Below are 17,081 nucleotides of genomic sequence, written 5' to 3' on the forward strand. Positions count from 1 at the left end.
AAAAGGCTCTGCAACGGGGTTCTTGAGCCGTTTTGAGCGTGACGGATGCTCGCACCATGAAACATTTGTCATGCCCCAGGCCCCCAGGCAGCTCCTACACTGCAGCTCATTCCCATGGCCACGGACACCCCCATGACGGCAAAACCAGCAGCGAGCATTCTCGACACGGTTGAAGGCCAGCGCCTGCAAGGCGCCGAGGCCGGCCACTGGCGCGAATGGGGGCCTTACTTGAGTGAGCGGCAGTGGGGCACAGTGCGCGAGGACTACAGCGCCGATGGCGACGCCTGGCGCTACCTGCCCCATGACCACGCGCGCAGTCGGGCCTATCGCTGGGGTGAGGACGGCCTCGCCGGGTTCTCCGACAAGGCCCAGCACTGGTGCCTGGGGCTGGCGCTGTGGAATGAGCACGACAGCATTCTCAAGGAGCGGCTGTTCGGCCTGAACAACGCCGAAGGCAATCACGGCGAGGACGTCAAGGAGCTGTATTTCTACCTCGACGGCGTGCCCAGCCATGCCTATATGCGCATGCTCTACAAGTACCCCCAGGCGGCCTTCCCCTATGACGACCTGGTGCGTGAAAACGCCCGGCGCGGCCTGGGCGATGCCGAGTACGAGATCCTGGATACCGGCGTCTTTGAAGACCAGCGCTACTTCGACGTGACGGTGGAATACGCCAAGCACCAGGCTGACGACCTGTTTATGCGGGTCACGGTGCACAACCGTGCCGATCAGCCCGCGCGGCTGCACGTGCTGCCCCAGGTGTGGGCGCGCAATAGCTGGAGTTGGGGCGACGATCCGCGCCGGCCGAGCCTGATACTGGAGGGCGAGCGCGTACTGGCGCGCCACCCGCAATTACCCGAGCGCCAAGTCACTGCCTGGGGCCCCGAGCCCTGCCAGTGGCTGTTCTGCAACAACGACAGCAACTTCCCCAGGCTCGACGGGCTGGCCACGCCGGGGCCGTTCAAGGATGGCTTCAACGATTACCTGGTGGGTGGCGTGGCCAACGCCATCGCCCGGGACGCGGGCACCCGGGTCGCCGCGCATTTCAGCCTGGCCCTGGGTGCCGGCGAGAGCAAAAGTGTCTACCTGCGCTTTGCCCCGGCAGGCGCCGAGCCGGTCAGTGCTCGCCAGGTGTTCGAGCGTTGTCGGGCCGAGGCCGATGATTTCTACGCGGCCCTGCAAGCCGGCCTCGACCAAGATGCGCGCAACGTGCAACGCCAGGCCCTGGCCGGCTTGCTGTGGTCCAAGCAGCTGTATTACTTCGACGTCAAGCAATGGCTCGACGGCGATCCCGGCCAGCCGCCACCGCCGCCCGAGCGCGAGCATCTGCGCAACAGCCACTGGCGGCACCTGGCCAACTTCGACATCGTGTCGATGCCCGACACCTGGGAATACCCCTGGTACGCCTCCTGGGACCTGGGGTTCCAGGCGGTGGCCTTTGCCCTGATCGACCCCGGGTTTGCCAAGCACCAGTTGCTGCTATTGGTCAAAGACCGTTTTATGCACCCCAATGGCCAGTTGCCGGCCTATGAATGGCGCTTTGACGATGCCAACCCGCCGGTGCACGCCTGGGCCAGCTGGCGCGTGTACCAGCAGGACAAGGCGCTGACCGGCGAAGGTGACCTGGATTTTCTCGAGCGGATCTTCCACAAGCTGCTGCTTAATTTCTCGTGGTGGGTCAACCGCAAGGACGCCGAAGGCCGCAACCTGTTCCAGGGGGGCTTCCTCGGCCTGGACAATATCGGCCTGTTCGACCGCTCGGCTGCGTTGCCGCCGGGCTACACCCTGGATCAGGCCGATGGCACGGCCTGGGTCGCGGCCTACGCCCTGGACCTGATGCGCATCGCCCTGGAACTGGCCAAGCGCAACCCGGTGTACGTCGATATCGCGGTGAAGTTCTTTGAACACTTCCTGTATATCGCCGGCGCTATCAACCGCGTCGACGCCGCAGCCGAAGGCCTGTGGGACGAACAGGACCAGTTTTTCTACGACGTGTTGCAGCACCCGGACGGGCTCAGCGAACCTCTGCGCCTGCGCTCCATCGTCGGCCTGATGCCGCTGTTCGCGGTGCAGGTGCTGGAGCAGCACGAGCACGAAGGGCTGCCGGGGCTGCGTGAGCGCTTGCTGGGCTTTATGCGCCATCGGCCGGACCTCGCCAGCCTGGTGTCGCGCTGGACCGAGCCGGGGGAGGGCAACCGCATGCTCCTGGCGCTGCTGCGTGGGGAGCGGACCAAGGATTTGCTCAAGCGCATGCTGGATGAGGCGGAATTTCTCAGTGAGTTCGGCGTTCGCTCGCTGTCCAAGGCCTTCGCCGAGCAGCCGTTTGAGTTGCAGGTCAATGGCAACCCGTTATACGCGCGCTATGTGCCGGCCGAGTCCGACTCGCGGCTGTACGGCGGTAACTCCAACTGGCGCGGGCCGCTGTGGATGCCGATCAACTACATGTTGATCGAAGCCTTGCGCGAGTTTCACCGCTACTACGACCAGAACTTTTCTGTGGAGTACCCCAGCGGTTCAGGCTACCTGGCGTCGCTCAAAGAGGTCGCGGACGGCCTGAGCCAGCGCCTGACCCGTTTGTTCCTGCGTGATGAGGACGGGCTGCGGCCCTCCATGTGCGGCTACCCGCAATTGCAGGCTGACCCGATCGATCGTGACCTGGTGCTGTTCCATGAATACTTCCATGGCGAAACCGGGCGCGGCCTGGGGGCGTCCCATCAGACGGGGTGGACGGCATTGGTGGCGCTGTTGCTGCAACCTGAGTGGCAGCAACGGCGGTGATGGAGGCGCAGCGGTTATTTCGCTTGCACCTCCTCCAGTTTTTTCGAGACATCCGACACTACCCAATTCAGGGTCGCGACCGGAACCGTGATCGCCTTGCCATCGGCATACAGCGCGCAGAACGAGGTCGAGCACTGCATGACCCGGTAAGTGCCTTTGTGCCCATCGGGGTCATTGACGGTCACCAGTGGCGAGTTCTTGAAGCCGTCTTTCAGATCGTCGGCGGCTGAATCCTTACCGATCAATGAAAAAGGGGTGATGGTGATCATCAGGATGAACGAGATAAAAAACATCGCGACAAACAGGCCGTAGCTCGGGATGAAAATATACAGCGCGCATTTCCCCATCTCTTTCAATAAGGACGGCGCGGGGGTGGTGGCCTGCTGCTTGCTCGACTGCTTTTTATCATTGAGCGTTTTGGTGAGCTTGGCGATCAGGTAGTTGAAGCCACCGAACACCACGATGGTCAGCACGCAGACCAGGGTTGCCCATAGCCAGTGCTGCCCGATGAATTCAAAACTCCCTTTCAAGCCATTGGTCATGGCGTGATACCAGGCCAGCACCGCGGTGACGAAGGTACTGGAGGTGTCCATGGGAAACATCGAGGTTTCCAGCTGGAAGTAGCCCAGGTATCCGTCGTGGTAAGCCTTGCCGTTCAAGTAGAAGAACGGGGTGGTGATGGCCAGGATCACCGAGCCGATCATGCCCCAGGCGATCGGGCTCTTACCGGTGGTTTCCTGGGTTTTTTCTGTTTCTTTAAGCTTGGCGTTCACTCTCATTCCTTAAGATTTTCCAATGGCGTCTTTCGTGCTCAAAGCCCTGCGCCGGGCAAAACCATAGCAGCTGTTTTCTTCTCTGCGAGCAAAAAAACGGGTGCGACCGGGTCATGGCCGCAGCGGATGTGGCGCTTATTGGCCGTACCAGCGAGGCATAACACTGGAAAAACCGGCGAAGTCCTCCCAGACCTTTTGCGTGCGTTGCAGGCTGGCGTGGATTTGCTCTTCGCCGAAGGCCATGGCCCAGATCACGCTGAAGAAGGTATCGAACGCGACGTAGAACGCCATGCGGGTGAAGAACCCAGGGTCGGCGTTGCCCGCGCAGTAGCCGTCGATCTGGCCGCGGGCGAAGTCGCTGCTGAGGTTGCAGGAAAACAGCGCCAGCCTGTTGAAGTCTCGCGCCGGATCGCCGAGACGACAGCGGTTGAAGTCGATGATCGACAATTGGTCATCGGCGCCCACGATCATGTTGTTCAGGTGATAGTCGCCGTGCAGGAACACCCGCGGCGCGTCTGTCAGCAGATGAAAGTGCTGCTCGATAAATTGCAGGAAGTCTTGCTCATGGGCCACTTGATAGCCGCAGCTCCGGTACTGTTCGAGCTTTTTAAGGTAGAGGGCACGCATCTGCTGTTCGGCGTTCTCGGTGCCTGGAGGCACAGCAACGCTGTGTATCTGCTGGAGTATCCGACCGGCTTGCAGGCCCAGTTCATGACAGGCAGCGGCCGGACGCTCGGCAACCCAGTGCGCGCCATCCTGGCCTTCGATCCACGACAACAGCGAGTAGACCTGGCGCCCTGAATCAAACAGGCCAAAGGCCAATGGCTGGGACATGGCGATGCCCTGTGCCGCCAGGTGTTGGGTCCACTGGAATTCGTGGTGCTTGCTGGTGTGCTGGGCGGCGTCGCTGGTGCGCAAGAGCAGGTGCTGGCCCTGTGCATCGACGATGTGAAAAATCCGATCGCTGGACCAGCCCAGGGTCTGTTCTTCGATGCTGCGCCACGTGGAATGGCCGGGAATGTCGTGCATATCGCCTCCTGGCAAACAGCTGCCGCCCCAGTGGGGCGGCAACAAAAAGGCGGCGATATTACGTGGCCTGGCGGTGCATTGAAAGCCGCCGGTCAGGCGGCTCAGCCCACCAATGCCACTTCCCGGGGTTGCGCCCAGTCTTCGATCAAGCGCTGCGGCGTGCAGCAGGTTTTGCGCTTGTAGACGAATGCCGCGCATTTTTCGGCGAAGCCCTTGCGGTTGTGCACCATGTCCTGGTGCATTTCCTCCAGCTCGGCATTGCGGCAGTGCTGCATCAGTTGCGGGTCGGCCTGGGCCTTGCGCTCGCGGATGGCCTGGTAGCGGCTATCGCTCAGGGCGCTGTTGGCTCGTTGCAGCAGCCACAGGGCGAACTCGTCCGGGCAGCGCGGGCCGATCTCCTGCACCATGCCCATCTCCAGGGCCTGGAGGGTGCTGATGGGCAGGCATTCCTCGGTGAGCCGCTGGGCCATGGCCTGGCCCACGGCGCGGGGCAGGCTGTAAGTCCAGTATTCGGAGCCGAACAGGCCCATGGTCTTGTAATGCGGGTTGAGCACCACGTCAGACCGAGCCAGGACGATGTCCGCCGCCAGCCCCAGCATCAGGCCGCCGGCACCGGCGCTGCCGGTCAGGCCGCAGACCACCAGTTGCCGGGCGCTGAGCAGCTCCTGGCAGACGTCGTCGATCGCCTGGATGTTGGCCCAGGCTTCGAGGCCCGGTGCGGGGGCGGCCTGAATCACGTTCAGGTGCACGCCGTTGCAAAAGGCGCCACGTCCGCCCTTGATCAGCAGCACCTGGGTGTTCTGTGCCTTGGCCCAGCGCAGAGCGCGGGTCAGGCGCTGGCATTGTTCGGTGCTCATGGCGCCGTTGTAGAAGTCGAAGGTCAGCTCGCCGACATTGCCTGACTCGCGGTAGCGAATCGGCTGATAGGCCTCATTGCACAAAGGCGAGTTTTCGATTGACCAGTCCAGGTGCGGCAGGCCCTCCAGATGTTGCGCCAGTACATGCCGCGCCGGGCGCTTGAAGGTCTCGGCACCGGGTACTGCCTTGGGTTTGAGGGCGCCGATCCACAGGCTGTGGTCGCCGGCGGCCACCAGCACGGCGTCATCGTGCACGGCGAGCAGTTCCCCGGGTGTACCGCTGCGTGCATCCAGGTGGGCGTCATACAGGTAGTACTGGCCGCCGGCCAGGCTCGCCAGCACCCCTGGCTGGCCGTCGGCGGCGTCGATGGAGCGCTTGATGAAGCGCGCGCAGTCGTGCCAGCTGAAGGTACGGTCGCTCTGCTTCATGTTGGGCTGCAAGCGGCCACGGACGTTGGGGTCCAGGTAGTTCAGGGGGATCGGGGTGAAGCCGCTGGTGAATTTTTTCACCACGTCCTCGATGCACTGCAACGCGGCGTCGCTGATCAGGCCGTTGTACAGCTCGGATTTACGCAGGTTGGCCGGCAGGGTGAATTCGTGGGTCGACCAGATCGGCCCGGCATCCATTTCTTCCACGGCTTGCAGGGCCGTGACGCCCCAGCGGCTGACCTCATTGGTAATCGCCCAGTCCAGGGCGCTGGCGCCACGGTCGCCAACGATCCCCGGGTGGATGATCACCAGCGGCCGTTGGGTATTGGCCCACAGTCGCTGCGGCACCCGGTCCTTGAGAAAGGGACAGATCACCAGGTCGGCGTTGGCGTCTTCGATCTGTTGGCAGACCGACTCTTCGTCGGTGAACAGCACCACGCTGGGGCGGTGCCCGGCCTGGCGCAGGCTCAGCCAGGCTCGTTGGGTCAGGCCGTTGAAGGCGCTGGACAGCAGAATGATCTTCAGTGATCCCATGGGGTGACTCTTCCTTGAGTGATAGGCACGGCGGGTCGCTCCGATCAGCCGTCCCTGGCCTGTGATGGAGACGCCAGAGTAGAGACCTGCGCAAAACCGAAACTGACTGAGATCAATCAAGCGTGCCGCCAGCCAAACAAGGTGCCCGACGGTCATCCCGCAAACCCCGTAGCCGCTGTAGCCGCTGTCGAGGCACGAGGCTGCGCTGGCCCATAGGGGCGCCGTGCTCTGTCAGGTGCATCCGCGGCGTCGTGCCAGGCCAGCGTCCGAACGCGGCCCGAGCCTGCGGCAGTGGCTACAGGTCGTTGCATTAATCGGCAGGGGCCAGAAACGACGAATCCCGCCACAGGGGCGGGATTCGGGTACAACCGGACCGCGAGGGTCTTAGGCTGGGAACAGCTCGCTCAGTTTCATGGCCAGCATCATGTCGCCTTCAGCGCGCAGTTTGCCGCCCATGAAGGCCTGCATGCCGTCGGTTTCGCCGCTGACGATGCCGTCCAGGGTTTCGCCGTCCATCACCAGGGTGACCTGGGCGTCAGGGTTTTCGCCTTCTTGCAGCTCGCAGGTGCTGTCTTTGACGATCAGCGAGAAGTTCTTGGTGTCATCGATACGGAAACCGAAAACCAGGTCCAGGCCGGCGGCGGCAGCTGGGTTGAACTTGGCTTTCATGGCTTGTACGGCGTCAGCTACGGAGGTCATGGTTCGATCCTTTTCTTGGGGTGATTACAGCAAGGGTCACAGTGAGCCGGGCTCATCGGAAAGTGATGAGTTCCGGGGCCTTCAACAGTTGCAGATGGGCATGACCGTTGAAGGAAGCCAGGGCCACCTCGCGCCCGCGGAACTTCAGCTGGTTGAGCGAGGTGTTGACGATTTGCCAATTCAGTTCGAAAGCCTGCCGGGCAGGCATCCGGGTAATCAGGTGGAGCAGGGCGGTAATGGTGCCGCCGGAGGTGAACACGGCGATCTTGTCACGGTTGTCGGCCTGTTCGAGGATGCGTTGCAGGCCGCCCTGGACCCGCTCGACAAACCCCAGCCAGCTTTCCAGCCCGGGTGGGTCATAGGTGCCGGCCAGCCAGCGCTCGATGATCAGGGCGAAGATGCGCTGGAACTCGGCGCGGTTCTGCGCGGCGTTGCGCAGGGTTTCCAGGGCGTTCGGCTCCTGGCTCAGCAGGTCGGGCAGCAGGGCGCGGATAATGGCGTCGGCGTCGAACTCGTTGAAGGCCGAGTCGATCTCCAGGGCCGGTGTCGGCAGGTCGGCGGCGAGCATTTGCTCGCGGGCTTCGTTGGCAGTGTGTTGCTGGCGGCGCAGGTCGCCCGACAGGCAGCGGTCGAAGCTCAGGCCCATTTGTGCCAGGTGCTGGCCGAGCACTTGCGCCTGGCGCACACCGTTGGGCGACAGAACGTCATAGTCGTCTGCACCAAAGGAGGCCTGGCCATGTCGAATCAAATATATGCTGCCCACGTCCGCGTCATCCCGGCACGTTGAAAGTTTTGCGAGGTTATGAGGATGCCGGTGAGCTGTCAATGAAAAAACATACGCTTGTTTGAAATGATTGTTGGAGCTTGGTTACACAAGGTTTCGCGGCTGGTGGTGGACCGGCCGCGTCGGTATGCTGGCGTCCATTACGCCGCTCGTTGGCAGCGGCACAGGTGTTTAAGGAGTCGCTGTGGATTTTATTGCGGAGTACGCAAGTTTTCTGGCTAAAACCGTCACCCTGGTGGTGGCGATCCTGGTGGTGCTGATCACCGCGGCAGCCCTGCGCAGCAAAGGGCGGCGCAAGTCGGCCGGCCAGTTGCAGGTCAGCAAGCTCAATGACTTTTACAAGGGCCTGCGCGAGCGCCTGGAGCAGAGCCTGCTCGACAAGGACCAACTCAAGGCCTTGCGCAAGTCCCAGGGCAAGATCGAAAAAACCCAGAAAAAACTGAAGAAGCAGCCTGAGGCCAAGTCCCGGGTATTCGTGCTGGACTTCAATGGCGACATCAAGGCCTCGGCCACTGAAAGCCTGCGCCACGAAATCACCGCCTTGCTCAGCCTGGCCACGCCCAAGGATGAAGTGGTGCTGCGCCTGGAAAGCGGCGGCGGCATGGTTCACAGCTACGGCCTGGCGTCCTCGCAACTGGCGCGTATCCGCCAGGCGGGCGTGCCCTTGACCGTGTGCATCGACAAGGTCGCGGCCAGCGGCGGCTACATGATGGCGTGCATCGGCGAGAAGATTATCAGCGCGCCGTTCGCCATCCTCGGCTCGATTGGCGTGGTGGCGCAGTTGCCCAACGTCAACCGCCTGTTGAAGAAGCACGACATCGACTTTGAAGTGCTGACCGCCGGCGAATACAAGCGCACCCTGACCGTGTTTGGCGAAAACACCGAGAAGGGCCGGGAGAAGTTCCAGGAAGACCTGGACATCACCCACCAGCTGTTCAAGAACTTCGTGTCCCGCTACCGCCCGCAACTGGCCATCGATGAAGTGGCCACCGGCGAAGTCTGGTTGGGCGTGGCGGCGCAAGAGAAGTTGCTGGTGGACGAGTTGCAGACCAGCGACGAATACCTGGCCGACAAGGCCAAGAGCGCTGAGGTGTTCCACCTGCACTATGCCGAGCGCAAGAGCCTGCAGGAGCGCGTGGGGCTGGCGGCCAGCGGTTCCATTGACCGCGTGCTGCTGACCTGGTGGAGTCGCCTGACCCAGCAACGCTTCTGGTAAACCGCGGAGGGCGGTGCAACAGCCACCGCCATTTCCTGCAGCGCCGGATACAAAAAAGCCCTGAGCCGGTTTCCCGGTCCAGGGCTTTTTTTATGCGCCAGGTTTAGCGGCGACGGAACAGCGGCAGCGGTTCGTCGGTGGCGGCCTGGTAGGTCACCGAGAAGTCCTTGAGGCTTTCCAGGGCTTCGTACGGGTCTTTGTCAGCGCGCAGGGCGTAGGCATCGAAACCGCAACGGTGCAGGTAGAACAGTTGATCGCGCAGCACGTCGCCGATGGCCCGCAGCTCGCCCTTGTAACCGTAGCGGTCACGCAGCAGGCGGGCGTTGGAGTAGTTGCGTCCGTCGGTAAAGGCCGGGAAGTTCAGGGCGATGACCTGGAACTGGTCCACGTCATCACCGATTTCCTCGGCTTCTTCTTCAGCGTCCAGCCACACGCCCAGACCGCCATCGCGGGCCTTGAGGGCATGAGCGTGCTCACGCCACAGTGCCAGCGGCACGATCAAGTCGTCGCAGTTGGAGATGCCATCGAGGGTCGCGTCCTTGGGCAGCAAGTGCCAGGTTTCGTCGACGACCTCGTTGTTCTTAATGATTCGCTGCATAGACACGCTCCTTGAAGAGGTCGATACCGATACGTTGGTAGGTGTCGATAAAGCGCTCGTCTTCGTTACGTTGTTCCACGTAGACGTCGATCAGCTTGGAGATCACATCCGGCATGGCGTCCTGGGCGAAGGACGGGCCGAGGATCTTGCCCAGGCTGGCATCGCGGCTGGCGCTGCCACCCAGGGACACCTGATAGAACTCTTCGCCTTTCTTGTCGACACCAAGGATGCCGATGTGGCCCACGTGGTGGTGACCACAGGCGTTCATGCACCCGGAGATGTTCAGGTCCAGTTCGCCGATGTCGAACAGGTAGTCCAGGTCGTCGAAGCGACGCTGGATGGATTCGGCGATCGGGATCGACTTGGCGTTGGCCAGGGAGCAGAAGTCGCCGCCCGGGCAGCAGATGATATCGGTCAGCAGGCCGATGTTCGGCGTGGCGAAACCGCGTTCACGCAATTCGCCCCACATGGCGAACAACTGGCTCTGTTCAACGTCGGCCAGGATGATGTTCTGCTCGTGGGAGGTGCGCAGTTGACCGAAGCTGTAGCGGTCGGCCAGGTCGGCCACGGCGTCCAGCTGTTTGTCGGTGAGGTCACCCGGGGCCACGCCGGTCGGTTTCAGCGACAGGGTCACCGCCACATAGCCCGGCTTCTTGTGGGCCAGGGTGTTGCGCGTGCGCCAGCGGGCGAAGCCTGGGTGCTGCTGGTCGAGTGCGGCCAGCTCGGCGGTTTGGTCTTCCAGGGCCTTGTAGTCCGGGTCGACGAAGTGTTTGGCCACGCGATGCACTTCGGCATCGGTCAGGGTGGTCTGGCCACCGCGCAGGTGCTCCATCTCTGCGTCGACTTTTTGCGCAAAGACTTCAGGCGTCAGGGCCTTGACCAGGATCTTGATCCGCGCCTTGTACTTGTTGTCACGACGGCCATAGCGGTTGTAGACCCGCAGGATCGCGTCGAGGTAGCTCAACAGGTCCTGCCACGGCAGGAACTCGTTGATAAAGGCGCCGACCACCGGGGTACGGCCCAGGCCGCCACCCACTAGTACGCGGAAGCCCAGCTCGCCAGCGGCGTTGTACACCGGCTCCAGGCCGATGTCGTGGACTTCGATGGCCGCGCGGTCCGAGGTCGAGCCGTTGATGGCGATCTTGAACTTGCGCGGCAGGTAGGCGAATTCCGGGTGGAAAGTGGTCCACTGGCGGACGATTTCGCACCAGGGGCGCGGGTCGATCACTTCGTCGGCAGCGACGCCGGCGAACTGGTCGGTGGTGACGTTGCGCAGGCAGTTGCCGCTGGTCTGGATTGCGTGCATCTGCACGGTGGCCAGCTCAGCCAGGATGTCCGGGATGTCTTCCAGGGCCGGCCAGTTGAACTGCACGTTCTGCCGGGTACTGATGTGGGCGTAGCCCTTGTCGTAGTCGCGAGCGATCTTGGCCATCATTCGCGTCTGGCGCGAAGTCAGCTGGCCATAAGGCACGGCGACCCGCAGCATCGGGGCAAAACGTTGGATATAGAGGCCATTCTGCAAGCGCAGAGGGCGGAATTCTTCTTCGCTCAGCTCGCCTGCCAGATAGCGTCGGGTCTGATCACGGAACTGCTTGACGCGGTCCTCGATGATTCGCTGATCGTACTCGTCGTATACGTACATATAGGTCCTGTTCTCAGGCTTATCAGGTAACCGGAGAGGCTGCGGTCACCTCAGCAATTCTGCGCGCACGGCCGCGCACTCCCAACGGAGCCGGCGCACGATACCAGTTTGCAGTTATGCGCAAAAGTGATGTTTGAGTATATGCAAAGAACTAAAACGACTAACGGTGCAAGACCACATTTGTGGTAAGGGCAAAGCTGGTCTTAACTCTGCGGGAGTCTTCGAGCAGTCACCGATAAAACCGACAAGAGGCGATGCTATGAGCAATCCGACCAAGGCAAGGAAAACCGACAGCAGTGTCGATGCTTGGGCCATTCTGTTCCTGATCATTCTGGTGGTGGGAACGGCGGTGTTCTGGGTCAGTCACCAGTAGGTAACGGGCAGAAATAACCCGGATTGTCCGACAAAATCGACGATGTCACTGACAGTTGCCAGTATTTTGCCCGCTATAATGCGCGGCATTATCTTGGGGTTCGCGTGACGATGTTGAAGGTTTTGTGCAAGGGCTTGCTGCTGCTGAGTCTGCCGTTCTGGGCAGTGGCTCACGCCACTTCAGTGCTTTTTCTCAATCCGGGCACTTCCACGGAAACGTTCTGGGTCAATTATTCGCAATTCATGCAGGCCGCGGCCAAGGACCTCGGCCTGGATTTGCGTGTGCGCTATTCCGAGCGCAATCCCGGCAACACCCTCAGCCAGGCCCGTGAGGCGCTGCAGGGCGACCAACGGCCGGATTACCTGATCCTGGTCAACGAGCAATATGTCGCGCCGGAGATCCTGCGCCTGTCCCAGGGCAGCGGGGTCAAGCTGTTTATCGTCAACAGCGTGCTCACCCCCGACCAGTTGCGTTTGCTCAACGAGCGCAATGACCAGCGCTCGGAGTGGATCGGCAGCCTGGTGGCCGACGATGAAAAGGCCGGCTATCAGACGCTCAAGGAACTGATCCGCCAGCATGGCCCGGTTGCGCCGGGGCAAACCGTTGATCTGCTGGCGTTCTCCGGGATGAAAATCACCCCGGCCTCGCAATTGCGCGAGCAGGGCCTGCATCGGGCACTGGCTGAACACCCCGAGGTGCGCCTGCGCCAACTGGTGTACGGCGAATGGACCCGGCAGCGGGCCTATGAGCAGGCCCAGCAGCTGCTCAAGCGCTACCCGCACACGGCGTTGATCTGGTCGGCAAACGATGAAATGGCGCTGGGTGCCATGGCCGCCGCGCAAGAACTCAAGCACCAGCCGGGCAAGGATGTGTTGTTCAGTGCGGTCAACAGTTCGCCCCAGGCCTTGCAGGCGCTATTGGACGGACGCTTGAGCGCCTTGAGTGCCGGGCATTTCACCCTGGGAGGCTGGGCCCTGGTGTTGCTGCACGATTATGAGCAGGGAGTGGACATGACCCGGCACGGTGGACCGTCCTGGCAGGTAGGGTTGTTTCAATTGATCGACAAGCCCCTGGCCAGGCGCCTGCTTGCCGTGCAGGCGACCCAGGACTACGGCATCAACTTCCGGGCGCTCTCGGCCAAGGGCAAACCGGACAGCTATCGCTACCCTTTCGACCTGCAAATGTTGATGCGCTGACGCGCTTTCAGATCCCCGCCAGGTGCAGCACCAGCTTGACGATGCCGAACAGGGTCAAGGCAAATACCGCAGTGAACAGGATGCCCATCGCCACGAAGTGGCTGGGCTTGCCGTGGGTAAAATCCCGGGCGCGGTTCTTGCCGCTCTGCACGCCGAACGCCGCCGCTACCACGCTGTGCAGCATCTGCCAGAAGGTCGGCGGCTTGCCATTGATTGGGTCGTCCATAAATCCCTCGACACAGGTGTGTGTGCAAAGAGCATAGACAATCTGGCCAAGGGCGAGCCGGCTATCCCCGGGCCAATCTCGCCCGGTGATAGCCGGCGCTCACCCCATGAACGGCCGGAGGGCGGTTATCAGTTGTCGTAACCCAGGTTGGGTGCCAGCCAGCGCTCGGTCACGGCCAGGTCCTGGCCTTTGCGCGCGGTGTAGCTCTGCACCTGGTCCTTGTCGACCTTGCCCACGGCGAAGTACTGCGCCTGTGGGTGGGCGAAGTACCAGCCGCTGACCGCCGCGGCCGGGAACATGGCGTAGTGCTCGGTGAGGAACACGCCGCTGCGGCCGGCATGCATTTCGTGGGCCTCTGGGTCGAGCAGCTGGAACAACTGGGCTTTTTCGGTGTGATCCGGGCACGCCGGGTAACCCGGGGCAGGGCGGATGCCGCTGTACTGTTCCTTGATCAGCGCTTCGTTATCCAGCTGTTCGTCCTTGGCGTAGCCCCAGTGTTCTTTACGCACCTGCTGGTGCAGCCACTCGGCGCAGGCTTCGGCCAGGCGGTCGGCCAGGGCCTTGACCATGATCGAGTTGTAGTCGTCGCCGGCATCCTGGTAAGCCTTGGCCACTTCTTCGGCGCCGATACCGGCGGTGGTGATGAAACCCCCGATGTAGTCGGTCACGCCGCTGTCCTTGGGCGCCACGAAGTCGGCCAGAGAGAAGTTCGGCTTGCCGTCGGTCTTGATGATCTGCTGGCGCAGGTGATGCAGGCGCGCCAGGGGCTGGCCGTCATCGCCGTAGACTTCCAGGTCATCGTCCTGCACCTGGTTGGTCGGCCAGAAGCCGAACACCGCACGGGCGCTGATGAGTTTTTCGTCGATCAGCTTCTTGAGCATTTCCTGGGCGTCGGCGTACAGCGCGGTGGCTGCCTCACCGACCACCTCATCGGTCAGGATGCGCGGGAACTTGCCGGCCAGGTCCCAGGAGATAAAGAACGGGGTCCAGTCGATGTACTCGGCCAGTACCTTGAGGTCGATGTTGTCCAGTACCTTGGCGCCGGTGAACGTCGGTTTGACCGGCTGGTAGCTGCTCCAGTCGAACTGCGGCTTCTTGGCGATGGCCGCCGGGTAGCTCAGGCGTTCGGTGCGGGCGCTGCGGTTGGCGGTGCGCTCGCGCACTTCCACGTATTCTTCCCGGGTCTTCTGCACGAAGCCGGCCTTGAGCTCTTTGGACAGCAGTTGAGTGGCCACGCCCACCGCGCGCGAGGCGTCGGTGACGTAGACCACTGCGTCGTTGCTGTACTTGGGTTCGATCTTCACCGCGGTGTGGGCCTTGGAGGTGGTGGCGCCACCGATCATCAGCGGCAGGTGGAAGTCCTGGCGCTGCATTTCACGGGCGACGTGCACCATTTCGTCCAGGGACGGGGTGATCAGGCCGGAGAGGCCGATGATGTCGCACTTCTGCTCCTTGGCCACCTGCAGGATCTTCTCCGCCGGCACCATCACCCCCAGGTCGACGATGTCATAGCCGTTGCAACCCAGGACCACGCCGACGATGTTCTTGCCGATGTCGTGCACGTCGCCCTTGACCGTGGCCATGAGGATCTTGCCCTTGGCTTCCGGCTTGTCGCCTTTTTCCAGCTCGATGAAGGGAATCAGGTGGGCCACCGCCTGTTTCATCACCCGCGCCGATTTCACCACCTGGGGCAGGAACATTTTGCCGGCGCCGAACAGGTCGCCGACGATGTTCATCCCGGACATCAGCGGGCCTTCGATCACTTCGATCGGGCGGCTGAAGGACAGGCGCGACTCTTCGGTGTCTTCGACAATGTGGGTGGTGATGCCCTTGACCAGGGCGTGCTCGAGGCGCTTGTTGACCTCCCAGCCGCGCCATTCCTCGGTCTCGGCTTCCTTGACGCTGCCGTCGCCCTTGTACTTGTCGGCGATTGCCAGCAGGGCGTCGGTGCCGTTAGGCGTGCGGTTGAGCACCACGTCTTCCACGGCGTCGCGCAGCTCGGCCGGGATCTGGTCGTAGATCTCCAGCTGGCCGGCGTTGACGATACCCATGGTCAGGCCGTTGCGGATCGCATACAGCAGGAACACCGAGTGAATTGCCTCGCGCACCGGGTTGTTGCCGCGGAACGAGAACGACACGTTGGACACGCCACCCGAGGTCAGCGCATACGGCAGCTCGTCGCGGATATAGGCGCAGGCGTTGATGAAGTCCACGGCGTAGTTGTTGTGTTCTTCGATGCCGGTGGCCACGGCGAAGATGTTCGGGTCGAAGATGATGTCTTCCGGGGGGAAGCCCACGTCATTCACCAGGATGTCGTAGGAGCGCTTGCAGATTTCCTTCTTGCGCGCCTCGGTGTCGGCCTGGCCGGCTTCGTCGAAGGCCATCACCACCACGGCGGCGCCGTAGCGTTTGCACAGCTTGGCGTGGTGAATGAACTGCTCGACGCCTTCTTTCATGCTGATGGAGTTGACGATGCCCTTGCCCTGGATGCACTTCAGGCCGGCCTCGATCACTTCCCACTTCGAGGAGTCGATCATGATCGGCACCCGCGAGATGTCCGGTTCGCCGGCAATCAGGTTGAGGAAGGTGACCATCGCCTTCTTCGAGTCCAGCATCCCTTCGTCCATGTTGATGTCGATCACCTGGGCGCCGGCTTCGACCTGTTGCAGGGCGACTTCCAGGGCTTCGGTGTAGTTGTCTTCACGGATCAGGCGGGCGAATTTGGCGGAGCCGGTGATGTTGGTGCGCTCGCCGACGTTGACGAACAACGAGCTGCGATCGATGGTGAACGGCTCCAGGCCCGACAGGCGGCAGGCTTTGGGAATGTCCGGGATCGCCCGTGGCGCGTAGCCGGCCACGGCCTTGGCGATGGCTTCGATGTGGCCCGGGGTGGTGCCGCAGCAGCCGCCGACGATATTGAGGAAGCCGCTTTGGGCGAATTCCTCGATGACCTTGGCGGTTTGTTCCGGCAGTTCGTCGTATTCGCCGAATTCGTTGGGCAGGCCGGCGTTGGGGTGCGCCGAAACATGGGTGTTGGCCTTGTTCGACAGCTCTTCCAGGTACGGGCGCAGTTCGCTGGCACCGAGGGCGCAGTTGAGGCCGACCGAAATCGGCTTGGCGTGGGCCACGGAGTTCCAGAAGGCTTCGGTGGTCTGGCCGGACAGCGTGCGGCCGGAGGCGTCGGTGATGGTGCCGGAGATCATGATCGGCAACTCGAAGCCCAACTCGTCGAACACCCCTTGCACGGCGAAGATCGCCGCCTTGGCGTTGAGGGTGTCGAAGATGGTTTCGATCAGGATCAGGTCGGCGCCGCCTTCGATCAAGCCCCGGGTGGCTTCGGTGTAGTTTTCCACCAGCTCATCGAAGGTCACGTTGCGGTAGCCGGGGTTGTTGACGTCCGGCGACAGCGAGCAAGTGCGGCTGGTCGGCCCGATCACGCCGGCGACGAAACGGGGCTTGTCCGGGGTTTCCAGGGTCTTGGCGTCGGCCACCTTGCGTGCCAGGCGTGCACCTTCGACGTTCAGCTCGTAGGCCAGGCCCTGCATGCCGTAATCGGCCAGGGACACCTGGGTGGCGTTGAAGGTGTTGGTTTCCAGGATGTCGGCGCCGGCGTCGAGGTAGGCCTTCTCGATGGAGCCGATCACGTCCGGGCGCGTCAGCACCAGCAGGTCGTTGTTGCCCTTGACGTCGCTTGGCCAGTCGGCGAAGCGCTTGCCACGGTAGTCCTGCTCCTCGAGCTTGTAGCTCTGGATCATGGTGCCCATGCCGCCATCGAGAATCAGGATGCGCTCTTTGAGAGCTTGCTGGAGGGCTTGAAGGCGAGCACTGCGATCGGACATGGGGACTACCTGGTAAGGCCATTGCGAAGGGCGGCGATCATAGCAAACCTGTGCGCTATTGGAGCATGTGCTGCTTTTGCATGAATATCGCTCATGTTGATATCAGCC

Annotated in this window: 12 protein-coding genes; 3 read left to right on the top strand and 9 right to left on the bottom strand. The window is 62.2% G+C overall.

Annotated features, from left to right (window positions below):
* Positions 1–132 precede the first annotated feature (132 nt).
* Positions 133–2,778, top strand: coding sequence for an MGH1-like glycoside hydrolase domain-containing protein (locus tag AC19YX_RS21670; RefSeq protein WP_500606977.1), 2,646 nt, complete (start codon positions 133–135; stop codon positions 2,776–2,778).
* Between the two features lie 14 nt (positions 2,779–2,792).
* Here AC19YX_RS21670 and AC19YX_RS21675 read toward each other — a convergent pair whose 3' ends face one another.
* From AC19YX_RS21675 to AC19YX_RS21695, 5 genes are all read right to left on the bottom strand, one after another.
* Positions 2,793–3,551 carry a hypothetical protein gene (locus tag AC19YX_RS21675; protein WP_500606978.1) on the bottom strand — a complete coding sequence of 253 codons (759 nt, stop codon included), beginning with the start codon at positions 3,549–3,551 and terminating at the stop codon, positions 2,793–2,795.
* A gap of 135 nt (positions 3,552–3,686) precedes the next feature.
* Positions 3,687–4,580 carry an aminoglycoside phosphotransferase family protein gene (locus AC19YX_RS21680; protein WP_500606979.1) on the bottom strand — a complete coding sequence of 298 codons (894 nt, stop codon included), beginning with the start codon at positions 4,578–4,580 and terminating at the stop codon, positions 3,687–3,689.
* A gap of 101 nt (positions 4,581–4,681) precedes the next feature.
* On the bottom strand, positions 4,682–6,400 hold the full coding sequence (locus AC19YX_RS21685; protein WP_500606980.1) for a hydrogenase maturation protein: 1,719 nt from the start codon (positions 6,398–6,400) through the stop codon (positions 4,682–4,684).
* 384 nt (positions 6,401–6,784) lie between these two features.
* Complete coding sequence (locus AC19YX_RS21690) at positions 6,785–7,099, bottom strand: SCP2 sterol-binding domain-containing protein (RefSeq protein ID WP_020296906.1); 315 nt, start codon at positions 7,097–7,099, stop codon at positions 6,785–6,787.
* 52 nt (positions 7,100–7,151) lie between these two features.
* On the bottom strand, positions 7,152–7,862 hold the full coding sequence (locus AC19YX_RS21695; protein ID WP_078468743.1) for a histidine phosphatase family protein: 711 nt from the start codon (positions 7,860–7,862) through the stop codon (positions 7,152–7,154).
* Positions 7,863–8,067: 205 nt separating this feature from the next.
* On the opposite strand from AC19YX_RS21695, the gene sohB reads away from it, so the two are divergent.
* Positions 8,068–9,099, top strand: a complete 1,032-nt coding sequence (gene sohB, locus AC19YX_RS21700) for a protease SohB (RefSeq protein ID WP_500606981.1) — start codon at positions 8,068–8,070, stop codon at positions 9,097–9,099.
* 103 nt (positions 9,100–9,202) lie between these two features.
* On the opposite strand, the gene AC19YX_RS21705 is transcribed toward sohB, so the two are convergent.
* Both AC19YX_RS21705 and AC19YX_RS21710 read right to left on the bottom strand, forming a co-directional pair.
* Positions 9,203–9,697 carry a DUF934 domain-containing protein gene (locus tag AC19YX_RS21705; protein ID WP_020296903.1) on the bottom strand — a complete coding sequence of 165 codons (495 nt, stop codon included), beginning with the start codon at positions 9,695–9,697 and terminating at the stop codon, positions 9,203–9,205.
* Entirely contained in the window at positions 9,681–11,339 is a 1,659-nt protein-coding gene (locus AC19YX_RS21710) for a nitrite/sulfite reductase (protein ID WP_078468745.1), read from the bottom strand. Before AC19YX_RS21710 ends, AC19YX_RS21705 begins: the two co-directional genes overlap by 17 nt.
* A gap of 483 nt (positions 11,340–11,822) precedes the next feature.
* Here AC19YX_RS21710 and AC19YX_RS21715 point away from each other — a divergent pair, with 483 nt between their 5' ends.
* Positions 11,823–12,908, top strand: a complete 1,086-nt coding sequence (locus AC19YX_RS21715) for an ABC transporter substrate-binding protein (RefSeq protein WP_421549063.1) — start codon at positions 11,823–11,825, stop codon at positions 12,906–12,908.
* Between the two features lie 7 nt (positions 12,909–12,915).
* Here AC19YX_RS21715 and AC19YX_RS21720 read toward each other — a convergent pair whose 3' ends face one another.
* Both AC19YX_RS21720 and metH read right to left on the bottom strand, forming a co-directional pair.
* Positions 12,916–13,134, bottom strand: a complete 219-nt coding sequence (locus tag AC19YX_RS21720; protein WP_201131503.1) for a DUF2970 domain-containing protein — start codon at positions 13,132–13,134, stop codon at positions 12,916–12,918.
* A gap of 128 nt (positions 13,135–13,262) precedes the next feature.
* The gene (metH, locus tag AC19YX_RS21725; RefSeq protein WP_500606982.1) at positions 13,263–16,973 is read right to left on the bottom strand and encodes a methionine synthase; all 3,711 of its coding nucleotides are present in this window, start codon (positions 16,971–16,973) and stop codon (positions 13,263–13,265) included.
* Positions 16,974–17,081 lie beyond the last annotated feature (108 nt).

The sequence above is a fragment of the Pseudomonas sp. MF09150 genome (assembly GCF_059862355.1).

What these genes read in the sequence shown, in the direction of transcription:
- AC19YX_RS21670 (WP_500606977.1), top strand. Translation starts at nt 133, where the DNA reads ATGACGGCAAAACCAGCAGCGAGCATTCTCGACACGGTTGAAGGCCAG.
- AC19YX_RS21680 (WP_500606979.1), bottom strand. Translation starts at nt 4,580, where the DNA reads ATGCACGACATTCCCGGCCATTCCACGTGGCGCAGCATCGAAGAACAG.
- AC19YX_RS21685 (WP_500606980.1), bottom strand. Translation starts at nt 6,400, where the DNA reads ATGGGATCACTGAAGATCATTCTGCTGTCCAGCGCCTTCAACGGCCTG.
- AC19YX_RS21690 (WP_020296906.1), bottom strand. Translation starts at nt 7,099, where the DNA reads ATGACCTCCGTAGCTGACGCCGTACAAGCCATGAAAGCCAAGTTCAAC.
- AC19YX_RS21705 (WP_020296903.1), bottom strand. Translation starts at nt 9,697, where the DNA reads ATGCAGCGAATCATTAAGAACAACGAGGTCGTCGACGAAACCTGGCAC.
- AC19YX_RS21710 (WP_078468745.1), bottom strand. Translation starts at nt 11,339, where the DNA reads ATGTACGTATACGACGAGTACGATCAGCGAATCATCGAGGACCGCGTC.
- AC19YX_RS21715 (WP_421549063.1), top strand. Translation starts at nt 11,823, where the DNA reads ATGTTGAAGGTTTTGTGCAAGGGCTTGCTGCTGCTGAGTCTGCCGTTC.
- AC19YX_RS21720 (WP_201131503.1), bottom strand. Translation starts at nt 13,134, where the DNA reads ATGGACGACCCAATCAATGGCAAGCCGCCGACCTTCTGGCAGATGCTG.
- metH (WP_500606982.1), bottom strand. Translation starts at nt 16,973, where the DNA reads ATGTCCGATCGCAGTGCTCGCCTTCAAGCCCTCCAGCAAGCTCTCAAA.